The organism is Nonomuraea endophytica, assembly GCF_014203235.1.
Classification (GTDB): domain Bacteria; phylum Actinomycetota; class Actinomycetes; order Streptosporangiales; family Streptosporangiaceae; genus Nonomuraea; species Nonomuraea endophytica.
In genome coordinates this window covers 108,762-122,625 of the sequence record NZ_JACHIN010000014.1, presented here as the reverse complement: position 1 = coordinate 122,625, position 13,864 = coordinate 108,762, and the positions used below count along the sequence as shown (strand labels likewise).

General features: G+C 74.1%; 2 protein-coding genes. Both read left to right on the top strand.

The annotated features are described in order from the left end of the window. The first annotated feature begins 12 nt into the window (after positions 1-12). Positions 13-4,758 (top strand): type I polyketide synthase, encoded by a 4,746-nt coding sequence (locus tag HNR40_RS40530; protein WP_184971179.1) that lies wholly within the window; start codon positions 13-15, stop codon positions 4,756-4,758. Beyond that, positions 4,751-13,855, top strand: coding sequence for a type I polyketide synthase (locus HNR40_RS40525; RefSeq protein WP_184971178.1), 9,105 nt, complete (start codon positions 4,751-4,753; stop codon positions 13,853-13,855). The genes HNR40_RS40530 and HNR40_RS40525 overlap by 8 nt, the downstream gene beginning before the upstream one ends. Positions 13,856-13,864: the final 9 nt, after the last annotated feature.

Here is a 13,864-nt window from a genome sequence, read left to right as displayed (position 1 = left end):
AAGGTTCGCCCGATGGGGACCGAGGAAAAGCTGCGCGCCTACCTCAAGCGTGTGACCGTCGAGCTGGCCCAAGCGCGCCGGAACCTCACCGAGGCCGAGGACCGCCGCCACGAGCCCATCGCTGTCGTCGGCATGGCCTGCCGCTACCCGGGTGGCGGCGACACGGTCGAGGGCCTGTGGGACCTGCTGCGCGAAGGCCGGAGCGCCGTCGGCGAGGTGCCGCCGGCGCGCTGGGACATCGATGACTATTACGACCCCGACCCGCAGAAGCCGGGCGGCATGTACACGCGCTACGGCTGCTTCCTCGACGACGTGACCGGCTGGGACGCGGAGTTCTTCGGCATCTCGCCGCGCGAGGCGCTGCGCATGGACCCGCAGCAACGGCTGCTGCTGGAACTGGCGTGGGAAGGCTTGGAGAACGCGGGCCTGGCCCCCGACCGGATGGCCGGCAGCAGGACCGGCGTGATGGTCGGCTACATGGACACCCTCCAGTACGGCCGGCTCCAGATGGAGCTCCAGGGCCGGGACGCGGTCGCCGACCCGTACCTGGGCCAGGGCGCCATCACCAGCGTGGCCGCCGGCCGGATCGCCTATCAGCTCGACCTGACCGGCCCCACGATGAGCGTGGACACCGCCTGCTCCTCCTCGCTGATCGCGGTGCACCTGGCCGTCGAGAGCCTGCGCAGGGGCGAGTGCGACCTGGCGCTGGCCGCGGGCTGCTCGCTCACCCTGCACCCGTCGATGTTCATCCAGGCGTGCGCGGGCATGATGATGTGCTCCGACGGCCGGTGCAAGACCTTCGACGAGGGCGCCGACGGCTACGTCATGGGCGAGGGCGGCGGCCTGGTGGTTCTGGAGCCGCTGTCGAAGGCGCTGGCCAACGGGCGGCGTATCCGGGCGGTCATCAGGGGCTCGGCGGTCAACCAGGATGGGCGCAGCAACGGGCTCACCGCGCCCAGCAGGAGCGCCCAGGTCGACGTGATCACCCGCGCGCACACCGCCGCACGGGTCCGCGCCGACGAGGTCGACTACGTGGAGGCGCACGGCTCCGGCACCCAGCTCGGCGACGCGATCGAGCTGTCGGCCCTGCACGACGTGTTCGGCGAGCGTCCGGCCGAGCGGCCGCTGCGGGTGGGCGCCATCAAGACCAACATCGGCCACACCCAGGCCGCGGCCGGGGTGGCCGGGCTGATCAAGACCGTGCTGGTGCTGGAGAACGGCCTGGTGCCGCCCAACCTCAACCTGGACCGTCCCGCGACGGCCATCCCCGAGGACGGCACCGTCCAGCCGGTCAACGAGGTGCTGGAGCTGGCGCCGAGGCTGGCGGGCGTCAGCTCGTTCGGACTGTCGGGCTCGAACGCCCACGTGGTCCTGGAAGCCGCCCCCGCCCCCGAGGCGTCGTCAGCGCACGCCCCCGTCTACGCCCTTCCCGTCTCGGCGGGCAGCGAGGCGGCGCTGCGCGAGCACGCCGGACGGCTGGCGGCCCACCTGACCGAGCAGCCGGACCTGCGCCCCGCCGACGTGGCCCGCACGCTGCAGAACGGCCGCGCCCACCTGGACCACCGCCGCCTGCTGGTCGTCGAGGACCTGCGCGAGGCCGTCACCCGCCTGCGCTCCCTGGCCCAGGCCCCCGCGATCCCCAGGGCCAAGGACAACCCGAAGATCGCCTTCCTGCTCCCCGGCGTCGGCGACCAGTACGCCGGCCTGGGCAAGGAGCTCTACGCGAGCGAGCCCGTCTACGCACAGGCTGTGGACGAGTGCGTCGAGCGGGTGCTCGCCCACGCCGACCTGGACCTGCGCCCCTTCTTCGACGCCGACGCCGCCCCGAGGCAGGACGACCTGGCCGCGCTGCTCGGCCGCGACACCGGCGAGCGCGCCGACGACCCGCTCGACCACGCCCCGATCGCCCACCCCTTCCAGTTCACGGTCGAGTACGCGCTGGCCAAGCTGCTCGCGCACTGGGGCGTCGCCCCCGACATGCTGATCGGCTACAGCCTCGGCGAGTACGTGGCCGCCTGCCTGGCAGGCGTCTTCACCCTTGAGGACGCCCTGCACGTGGTGATCGAGCGGGCCCACCTGATCAACGCGGTCCCGGCGGGCCGCATGGTCGCCGTGGCCGCCTCGGAGGAGCGCATCCGCGAGGCGCTGCCCGACCTGGAGGTCGACGTCGCCGCGCTCAACGGCCCGTCGATGACGGTCCTGAGCGGCCTGCCCAGCCAGATCGAGCAGGCCACGGCGGTGCTGATGGCCGCCGGGCTGGCCTGCCGCCCGATGCGCTCGGCGCACGCCTTCCACAGCTCGTTGCTGCAGCCGGCCCGCGACAAGCTGCTGGCCCTGCTGGAGACCGTGCCGCGAAAGCCGCCGGCCACCACGATCGTCGCCAACCTCACCGGCGCCGCCCTCACCCCTGAACAGGCCGTCAGCGCCACCTACTGGGCCGACCAGCTCGTCAGCCCGGTCCGCTTCGCCGACGGGGTACGCCACTGCGTCGACCAGGACATCGACGTCTTCATCGAGCTGGGCGCCGGGCAGACGCTCGGCGGGCTGGTCCGCCAGAACCTCATCGGCGCCGGTCCCGCCGCCGTCCTCGGCACGCTGCCCGCGCTGTGGACGACCGGCGAGCGCCGCGACGCCAGGACCGAGCTGCTGGAGAGCGCGGGCCGGCTGTGGGAGCTGGGCGCGACGCTCCGCTGGGACCTGACCGGCCCGTCCGGCGCCGGCGTGACCACCCTGCCCGGCTACCCGTTCCAGCGCACCCGCTTCTGGCCCGAGCCCGGCCACGACATCGTCCCCGCCACCGTCATCAGGACCGGCGGCACTTCCCCCGCCGTTCCCGCGCGGTCGAGCGACCCGGCCGACTTCCGGTTCGTGCCCGCGTGGCAGCGGGCCGCCGCCCGGCCCGCCCTCCCGGCCTTCCTCTCCCTTCCCGGCCCGCTCGTGATCTTCTCCGACGGCCTCGCCGGTACGGCTCTCGCCGACCTGGCCGAAGCCGGCGGCACCAAGGTCATCGAGGTCCTCCCCGGCACCCACGCCCACCGTGCGGGCCGCCACCTGACCATCGACCCCGCGGACCCGGCCCACTACGCCGAGGTGTTCGGCGACCTGCCCGACGGCCCCGTGCACGTGGCGCACCTGTGGAGCCTGCTGTCCGACCGCGCCGACCTGGTGGCGGCCATCGGCCACGGCTTCGACAGCCTGCTGCTGGCCACCCAGGCCATGAACGTCACCCCCGGCTCCCGGCTGCTCACCGTCACCCGGGGCGCCACCGAGGTACTCGGCGGGGACGCGCTCGCGCCCCAGCAGGCCATGGCCCACGGGTTCGGGCGGGCGGTGCAGCACGAGTTCAAGGACCTGAGCTGGACCGGCGTCGACCTCGACCCCGACGCCCCGGCCGGAGCGCCGGTGGCCGGGCAACTGGCCGCCGAACTGATCGCCGAGATCGGCGGCAGCGACGCCCTGGCCGCCTGGCGCCGCGACCACCGCTGGCTCCGCGCCTGGTCCGAGGTGCCGTCCCAACCTGCCGGCGAGGGCACTCCCTGGCGGCTCGACGGGGTCTACCTGATCACGGGTGGCACCCGGGGGCTGGGGATGGGGCTGGCCAGGCATCTGGTGCGGACCGGGGTCAGGAAGCTGGCGCTGCTGAGCCGTACCCCACTCGACAGGGACGTGACGCCGGAGCCGGGCAGCCGTGCGGAGCGCACGCTCCAGGACGTCGCAGCGCTGGAGGCGGCGGGCGCGCAGGTGCTGCTGGTGGCCGCCGACACCGGGAACGCGGAGGAGTTCGGGCGGGCCATCCAGGACGTGCGCGGCCACTACGGCGCCCTGCACGGCCTGATCCACTCGGCCGGACTGCCCGCGGGCGGGCTGATGCAGCGCAGGACCGTCGCCGAGGCCCGCGCGGTGCTCGCGCCGAAGGTCCTGGCCATGGGCCCGCTGGCCGAACTGGTCAGCGAGAGCACCCCGGAGCACGAGCGGCCGGAGCTGCTCGTCCTGTACTCATCGGCGGTCACCGCGTTCGGCGGCATCGGCGAGGGCGACTACTGCGCCGCCAACAGCGTCCTCGACGCCTACGGCGAGGCGCTGGCCGCCACCGCACCCTCCACCAGGGTCGTCTCCATCTCCTGGGGCCCTTGGCTGCACGACGACTGGCAGGCCGAGAACTTCAAGGGCACCGGCGGCCTGGCCGAGCGGGTGCGCGCCTACCGCGAGAGGTACGGCTTCGCCGAGGAGGCCGGCAACGAGCTCCTCGACACGATCATCCAGGGCGGCCACGGCTACGTCCTGGCCGCCAGGCAGCCACTCGGGGAGGTGGTCAAGGAGTGGACGGCGATGCTCGACATCGACAACCTCATCGGCGCCGCCTCCGCGGTCCCGCGCGGCGAGCGCTTCCCCCGGCCGCAGCTGCGCACCGACTACGCGCAACCGCGTAACGAGCGGGAGACGCTGATCGCCGAGATGTGGGGCGCCTACCTCGGCATCGCCCAGGTGGGCGTGCACGACCCGTTCTTCGACCTCGGCGGCAACTCCCTGGTCGGGATGGCCATGGTGCTCGCCATCGAGAAGGAGCTCGGCGTCCCGATCGCCCCGGCCGTGCTGTTCGAGCACCCGACCGTGGCCGCGTTCGCCGCGGCCGTCGACGGCGGCGAGTCGGCCACGCAGGAAGTACTGACCAGCAGCTCGGCGAGGGGTCAGCGGCGCCGCCGCGCCCGGTCCGCAAGCGGAAGGCCCAGCACCGGAAGGGACAGGAACCGTGAGTGACGAGAGCGCCGGCACCGACATCGCGATCGTCGGGATGTCCGGGAGGTTCCCGGGCGCGCCCGGCGTCGCCGAGTTGTGGTCCGCCATCAGGGCGGGCAGATCGGGGATCACCCGCTTCACCGACGAGGAACTGCGCGCCGAGGGTGTCACCGATGAGCAGCTCCAGGACCCCAGCTATGTGAAGGCCAACCCGGTCATCGAGGGCATCGACCTGTTCGACGCCTCGTTCTTCGGGCTGGGCGCCAAGGAGGCGCAGATCCTCGACCCGCAGCACCGGTTGTTCATGGAGCACAGCTGGGCGGCGCTGGAGGACGCGGGCTGTGACCCGACCCGCTTCGACGGCTCCATCGGCGTCTTCGGCGGCTGCGCCCACAGCTCCTACATGCAGAACAACCTGCTGCCCGGCGGCATCGGCGAGGTCATGGGCCATCTGGCACTCGGCCTGGCCAACGACAAGGACTCGCTGACCACCCGCGTCGCGCACACGCTCGGCCTGACCGGGCCCAGCTACGGCGTGCAGAGCTACTGCTCGACCTCGCTGGTCGCGATCTGCGCCGCCGCCACGAGCCTGGCCGGGTTCGAGTGCGACATGGCGCTGGCCGGCGGCGTCGCCGTCAACGTCCCGCACCGGGTCGGCTACATCTACCAGCCCGGCGGGATCGCCCCGCCCGACGGCGAGTGCCGCGCCTTCGACGCGGCCGGACTCGGCAGCCCGCTCGGCAGCGGCGTCGGCGTGATCGTGCTGCGCCGCCTGGAGGACGCGCTCGACGCCGGCGACCAGATCTACGCCGTCATCCGGGGCTGGGCGGTCAACAACGACGGCGGCAAGAAGGTCGGCTTCACCGCGCCCGGCGTGCAGGGACAGGCCTCGGTCATGGCCGAGGCGCTGGCCGCCGCCGACCTGGCGCCCGCCGACATCGACTACGTGGAGGCGCACGGCACCGGCACCGCGCTCGGCGACGCCGCCGAGCTCGCCGCGATCCAGCAGGTCTTCCGCGGCGAGTCGCTGCTCGTCGGCTCGGTGAAGACGAACCTGGGCCACCTCGACCGGGCGGCCGGGGTCACCAGCCTCATCAAGGCGGCGCTGGCGCTGCGCAACGACGAGATCCCGCCCACGCTCAACCTGGTCACGCCCAACCAGCAGCTCAGCAGCGGCGACGCCGAGATCGAGGTCGTCACCGAGCTGCGCTCCTGGCCGAGGGCGGCGGGCCGTACCAGAAGGGCTGGGGTCAGCGCCTTCGGGATCGGCGGCACGAACGCCCACGTGGTTCTGGAGGAGGCCCCTCCGGTGCCGAGGCCGGAGACGGAGCCGAGGGCCGAGCTGCTGGTCTGGTCGGCGCGCACCGCCGAGGCGGCGGACGCGATGACGGACCGGCTGGCCGCCCACCTGGAGGGCGAGGACGGCGTACGGCTGGCCGACGTGGCCCACACGCTGCAGTCGGGCCGCCAGCTGTTCGGGCACCGCAGGATCCTGGTGGCAGGCGACGCGGCCGAGGCCGTGGCCGGGCTGCGCGAGCCGGCCGTGCTCACCCGCTCCGACACCCGTGACGACCGGCCCGTGGCGTTCCTGCTGGCGGGCACCGGCGAGCAGTACGCGGGCATGGCCGCCGACCTCTATGACACCGAGCCGGTCTTCGCCCAGGCGCTCGACCGGTGCCGTACGACGCTGCGCGGGCTCATGGACGGCGCCGACCCGCTGGCCGGCATGCTCCGCCCCCGCGTGACGGGCGAGGCGGGCGCGCTGGCCAGGATGCTGGGCCGCGCCGAAGCCTCGGACGCCACCTCGACCGACCTGCTCCAGCCCGCGCTGTTCGCGGTGGAGTACGCGCTGGCGCGGCTGGTGCGCTCCTGGGGCGTCGAGCCGTCGATCCTGGCCGGCTACAGCCTCGGCGAGTACGTGGCCGCGACCCTGGCCGGGGTCATCTCGCTGGACGACGCGCTCGCGCTGGTCGCCCACCGGGCCAAGCTGATCAACCAGCTGCCCGCCGGGACCATGAGCGCGGTCCCGCTGCCCGAGGCCGAGGTACGGGCGCGCATCGCCCCGGTCCCCGGCGTGGACGTCGCCGCCGTCAGCGGCCCCGAGCTGACCGTGATCTCCGGCGAGCCGGAGGGCATGGCGGCCGTGCGGGCGCTGCTGGAGGCCGAGTCGATTCCGTGCCGCCCGCTGGCCACCACCCACGCCTTCCACTCGCGCATGATGGAGCCGATCCGCGGCGAGCTCACCGCGTGGATCGCGGACACCATCACGCTCAACCCGCCCCGCGTCCCCTACGTCTCCAACGTGACCGGCGCCCTCGCCACCGCCGAGCAGGTGACCGACCCCGGCTACTGGGCCGAGCACATGTGCGCGCCCGTGCAGTTCGACAAGGTCATCGGCACGCTGCTCGGGCACGACGACGCCGCGCTGCTGGAGATCGGCCCCGGGCCGTCGCTGGGCGCGATGGTCCGCGGGCACCGCGACTGCCCGCGCGACCGGTGGCCGCTCATCGTGCAGGCGCTGCCCGCCGAGAGCGACCAGCGGCCCGCCGGGAAGGTGCTCGCCGAGGCGGTCGGCCGGCTGTGGCTGGCCGGGGTGCCGGTGGACTGGGCCGGCTACCAGCAGGACCGGCCGGTGGCCAAGGTGTCGCTGCCGCCGTACCCGTTCCAGCGCACCCGCTACTGGGTGGACGCGCCCACCGCCACGCCGGCGGCCGTCGCGCCGATCGACGTCCCGGCACCGGCCGCCGAGCCCGTGCCGCACGTGCGGGTGATGGCCGAGAAGTGGACCGCGGCCGAGACCGCGGGGGCGTCCGCGCCGGTCGGGCGGGCCGTGCTGGTCGCCGACCGCGGCGGCGTCGCCGAAGCCCTGGCCAGGGTCCTGCGCGCCGCGGGCACCGACGTGGAGATCGACGCCGGGCCGGGACCGGCAGACGTGGTGGCCGACGCCGGGCACGGATCGGCCGACGTGGTCATCGACCTGCGCATGCTCGACCACACCGACGCCGGCAGCGACGGCCGCGAGGCCCTGCTGCCCGTCTCCGCGCTCCTGGACGCCTGGGCCGAGAGCGGCGACAACACCCGGATCATCGTGGCCACCTCGGGTGGCCAGGCCGTGCTTCCCGGCGAGAGCCCGTCTCCCGCCCAGGCGGCCGTGGCGACGCTGCCGCTGGTGGCCAACCAGGAGTACCTGAACCTCGACTGCCGCGCCGTCGACCTGCCGCCCGGCCTCACCGCCGAGGAGGCGGCCGCGCTGCTGGCCGCCGAGATCGCCGCCCCGCAGGGCGACGTCCTGGCCGCCTACCGCGACGGCCGCCGCCTCCTGCGCTCTTTCGAGCCGGTACGCCCCGCCGACCCGTCCGCCGAGATCCGAGAGGGCGTCAAGAAGGGTGGTGCCTACCTGGTCACCGGCGGCCTGGGCCCGGTGGGCCTGCTGCTGGCCGACCACCTGGCCGACGCCGGAGCCGGCCGCCTCGTCCTGACCAGCCGCAACGGCCTGCGCAGCCTCAACGGGCAGGCCGCCGACCCACGGCGGGCAGGCGTGGAGCGGCTCAGGGCGCGCGGCGTCGAGGTGCTGACCCCGGCCGTGGACGTCACCGACCCGGACGCCATGCGCGCCGCGCTCGACGGCGTGGACGGCGTGATCCACCTGGCCGCCGAGAGCACCCCCGACACCTTCGTCTCCCTGCGCGACCTGGACGAGACCGCCGTGGACAGGCACTTCGCCGCCAAGGTGGCCGGCGCCAAGGTCCTGGAGCGGGTCTTCGACGAGATGGAGCGGCCGCCCGCGTTCTGCGTGCTGTTCTCCTCCACCTCCTCGATCCTCGGCGGCATCACGTTCGGCAGCTACGCCGCCGCCAACGCCGCTCTGACCGCGCTGGCCCACCACGTGCACGCCCGCCGTACCCCGACGACGTGGGTGGCGGCGGGATGGGACACCTGGGCGGTGTCGCTGGAGCGCCTGGGCGGCGGGCTGGGCGCCGCGATGGTGGCGCACTCGATGAGCACGGAAGAGGGCATGGCCGCCTTCGACCGGCTGCTGGCCGCGCCCGAGCCGGGCCTGGTGGTGGCGGCCGGCGGGCTGGACGACCGGCTGCCGCGTGCCGCCGCGACCACGCCGGTGACGGCCAAGGGGGACCGGTTTCCCCGTCCTGAGCTGCCGCAGCCGTACAGCCCGCCGCTCACGGACGCCGAGCGCGGCCTGGCCGAGCTCTGGTCCGAGGTGCTGGGCGTCGAGCCGGTCGGCACCCGGGACAACTTCTTCGACCTGGGCGGCAACTCGCTGGTCGCGCTGCAGATGCTCCGGCTGGTGAAGGAGCGGTTCGGCGTGGCCGTACCGACGGTGATGTTGTTCGAGGCGCCGACGGTGAACCGGCTGGCGGCGATCCTCGACGAGCGCGGCGCGGCGGTGTCCACGGCGCCGGCGAGGGTGCCGGCGAGAGTCGTCGAGCGGGCCGCGCCCAGCAAGGACGACGACGACCGGCGGATCGCGATCGTCGGCATGGCCGGGCGCTTCCCCGGCGCCTCCGACGTCGGCGCCTTCTGGCGCAACCTGCGCGACGGCGTCGAGTCCATCACGTTCTTCTCCGAGGAGGAGCTGGTGGCGGCGGGCGTGGACCCCGAGCTGGTCCGTGACCCGGCCTACGTGCCGGCGCGGCCGGTCCTGGACGAGGTCGCCGAGTTCGACGCGGCCTTCTTCGGGATGAGCCCGCGCATGGCCGCGATCACCGACCCGCAGCAGCGGGCCTTCCTGGAGGTCTGCTGGGAGGCGCTGGAGCAGGGCGGGTACGCCGCGCCCGAGAACCGGGGCCGGGTCGGCGTGTTCGGCGGCGCCAACATCAGCACCTACCTGCTGCGCATGAGCGACCACCTGCTCGGCGCCGACAGCGACGACTTCAGCGACTTCGAAGTCATCATGGGCAACGACAAGGACGCCCTGACCACGGTCGTGTCCTACCTGTTCGACCTGTACGGGCCGAGCGTGGCGGTGCAGACGTTCTGCTCCACCTCGCTGGTGGCCGCGCACATGGCGGTGCAGAGCCTGCGGGCCGGCGAGTGCGAGCTGGCGCTGGCCGGCGGCGTCTCGATCCGGGTGCCGGACCGGGTGGGACACAAGTTCGGGCCGGGCGGGCAGGAGTCGCCCGACGGGCACGTGCGCACGTTCGACGCGCAGGCGCGGGGCAGCATGTTCGGCGACGGGGCGGCGGCCGTACTGCTCAAGAGGCTGCCGGACGCGATCCGCGACGGCGACCACGTCTGGGCGGTCATCCGCGGCGCTGCCATGAACAACGACGGCGCGCTCAAGGTCGGCTACACCGCGCCCAGCGTGGTCGGCCAGGCCAGGGTCATCGCCGACGCGATGGCCGACGCGGGCGTGAGCGGCGACGACATCAGCTACATCGAGGCCCACGGCACCGCGACCGAGCTCGGCGACCCGATCGAGGTGGCCGCGCTGACCCGGGCCTTCGGCCAGACCAGCGACAAGAAGTACTGCCCCATCGGCTCGGTGAAGACCAACGTCGGTCACCTCGACCGCGCCGCCGGCGCCAGCGGCCTGATCAAGACGGCGCTCGCGCTGGACAGCGGGATGATCCCGCCGAGCCTGCACTACACCAGCCCCAACCCGGAGATCGACTTCGACGACAGCCCGTTCTACGTCAACACCGAGCTGGCCGAGTGGCGCACCCGCGACGGGCGCCCGCGCATCGCCGGCCTCAACTCGCTCGGCATGGGCGGCACGAACGTGCACCTCGTCGTCGAACAGGCGCCTGCCAGGGACACCGCCCCCGAGTCCCCGCGCAGGTACCAGGTGCTCCCGCTGTCCGCGCGCAATGCCACGGCGGCGGACCAGGCGTGCCAGCGCCTCGGCGAGCACCTGCGAGAGGCGACCGGGGCCCGGCTCGCCGACGTCGCGTACACCCTTCAGGTGGGACGCAAGACGTTCGAGCACCGCCGGGCCCTGGTCGCCGCCACGGTCGGCGAAGCCGCTGAGGAACTGACCGGCACCGGAGTGCTGAACCGGGTCGACACCGTGCAGGGACGGCAGGTCGCCTTCCTGCTGGGCGGCGTCGGCGAGCAGTACCCGGGCCTGGTCGGCGGGCTCTACGCGCACGAGCCGGTCTTCAAGGCCCACCTCGACACCTGCCTTGAGCAGCTGCGGGACCTGGACCTGGACGACGTCCTGACCGGCGCGCGCGGCGGCGCCCCCGGCCTGGCCGCGCTGCTGGGCCGAGGCGGCGACACCGACGAGCGCGCCGCCCGGCTGGAGCGCACCGAGCTGGTCCAGCCCGCGCTGTTCGCCGTCGAGCACGCGCTGGCCCGCACGCTCATGGACTGGGGCCTCCAGCCGCGGATCATGCTCGGCTACAGCCTCGGCGAGTACGTCGCCGCCACCCTGGCCGGAGTCCTGTCCCTGGAGGACGCGCTCAAGCTCGTCACCCACCGGGCCAGGCTCATCGCCGGACTGCCCGGCGGCGCCATGCTCGCGATCTCCCTGCCCGAGGACGGCCTGCGCCGCCGCTTCCCGCTGGACGGCCTGGACGTGGCCGCCGTCAACGGGCCGCAGGTGACGGTCGTCGCCGGGCCCGGCGAGGCGGTGAACGCCCTGGCCGAACGGCTGCGGGCGGCCGAGGTGCCGTGCCGGCCCCTGCAGACGACGCACGCCTTCCACTCCAGGATGCTGGAGCCGATCGCGGCCGAGCTCACCGACTGGGTGAAGAAGAACGTCCGGCTCAACGCCCCGGCGCTGCCGTACGTGTCGAACCTGACCGGCGAGGTGGCCAGCGCCGAGGTGCGCGACCCCGGCTACTGGGCCAGGCACATGTGCGAGACCGTGCGCTTCGCCGCCGGGCTGGAGAGCCTGCTGGCCGACCCGGAGCTGGCGATCGTGGAGATCGGCCCTGGCCAGTCGCTCGGCGCGCTGGTGCGCGGCGCGGGCTGCCCGCCGCAGCGCTGGCCGCTCATCTCCCACGTCCTGCCCGCCGCCGGTGACAACCGGCCCGACGACGAGGTGTTCGCCGGCTGCCTGGCCCGCCTCTGGCTCGGCGGCGCCACCCTCGACTGGGACGCCTACCACGGCCGCGTCGAAGGCGCCGACCCCGCCGGGCTGCCGGGCCGCGTACCGCTGCCCACCTACCCGTTCCAGCGGCTGCGCTACTGGATCGACCCGCCCGCGAACAAGGGCAGGAAGCGGACGGTCGAGGACGCGATCGCCGAGGGCTCGCTGTTCGACGCGATCACCAGCCTGGGCAAGCTGCCCGAGGACCAGTGGCTCTACCAGCCCGTCTGGCGCCAGGTCACCGCCTCGCCGAGGGTCGAGCCCGCCACCTGGCTGGTCTACACCCGCGACGGGCTGGCCGAGCGCGTGGTGGCCGAGCTCCGCCGTACCACGGACAAGCCCATCTCGCTGGTACGGCCCGGCGACGCCTACACCGCCTCCCCGGACGGCTACACGATCAGGCCCGGCAACGTGGCCGACACCGCGGCCCTGCTCAGAGACCTGCGCGGCGCGGGCCGTCCCCTCGACCGGGTCGTCCACCTCTGGGGGCTGGACGCGACGGAGCAGGGCCCCCACACGCTGGTCGCGCTGGCCAGGGCGGCGGGCGAGTCGGGCGTGGACAGCTGGTCGCTGGACGTGGCCGTCACCGGCACCCAGCAGGTGCTCGGCGAGGACGTCCCGAACCCGGACAGCGCGCAGCTGATAGGCCCGAGCCTGGTGATCCCGCTGGAGTACCCGAACGTCCGCACCCGCTTCATCGACGCCGAGCAGGACGGCCCCGCCGACCTGGCGGCCGAGCTGCTGCGCGAGCAGTCCGCCAGGACGGTGGCGCTGCGCCGCGGCAGGCGCTGGGTTCCCGGCTACGACCGCATGCCGCTGCCGGAGGCCGAGCCGCTGCGCGACGGCGGCGTCTTCCTGATCACCGGCGGCCTGGGCGGCATCGCGCTCGGCCTGGCCGAGCAGCTCGCCAAGGAGTCGCGGGCCAAGCTGGTGCTGCTGGCCAGGAACGGCCTGCCGGAGCGCTCCCGCTGGGCCGCGATCCTGGGCGGCGCCGAGCAGGCCGGCGAGACGATCCGGCACCGCGTCGAGCGGGTGCTGGCGATCGAGGCGGCCGGCGGCGAGGTCGAGGTGGTCGTCGGCGACGTGTCCAGCGCCGCCGACGTGGCTCGCGCGGTCGAGCGGGCCCGCGAGCGGTTCGGCGCGCTGCACGGCGTGCTGCACGCGGCGGGCGTGCCCGGCATGGGGCTCATGCAGTTCAAGCGGCCGGAAGAGCTCGACGAGGTGATGGCGCCCAAGATCGCCGGCATGCGGGCGCTGGCCGAGGCGCTGCGCCTGGGCGAGCCGGACGAGGCCGAGCTGGACTTCCTGGTCCTGTTCTCCTCGATCACCTCCGCCACCGGCGGCGGGCCCGGCCAGGTGGACTACTGCGCCGCCAACGCCTACCTCGACGCCTGCGCCCACGGGCTGGCCGCCGCCGGCACCCGCGTGGTGTCGGTCGACTGGGGCGAGTGGACCTGGAACGCCTGGGAGGCCGGCCTGGCCGGCTACGACGAGGGGCTCCAGGACTTCTTCCGCAAGAACCGGGTGCGCATCGGCATCGGGTTCGAGGACGGCTGGCGCTCGCTGCTGCGGGTGCTGGCCAGCGGCGAGCCCCGCGTCGTGGTCTCCACCCAGGACTTCCCGACGCTGGTCGAGGGCAGCTCGATGTTCACGCTGGAGGCGGTCACCGCCGCCGAGTCGAGCGGCGAGCGGCACCCACGCCCCGAACTGGTCACCTCCTACCAGGAGCCCACCGGCCCCGGTGAGGAGAAGATCGCCGGCATCTGGTGCGACCTGCTCAAGCTGGAGCGGGTCGGCGTCCTGGACAACTTCTTCGAACTCGGCGGCAACTCGCTGCTCGGCGTCACCATCGTGGCCGCGGTCCGCCGCGCGTTCGAGCTGGCCGAACTGCCCCCGCACATCCTCTACGAGGCGCCCACGGTGGCCGCGCTGGCCCAGACCGTGGAGGCGATGGCCTCGGGAGAGGCGCAGACCGACGGCGGCACCGAAGGCGGCAGCCAGGTGCGCGCCCAGCTCCGCAGATCAGGACTCGAAGCCTCGGCCGCCCGCAGGCGTGGCCGGTAACGAAGGGAA

What these genes read in the sequence shown, in the direction of transcription:
- HNR40_RS40530 (WP_184971179.1), top strand. Translation starts at nt 13, where the DNA reads ATGGGGACCGAGGAAAAGCTGCGCGCCTACCTCAAGCGTGTGACCGTC.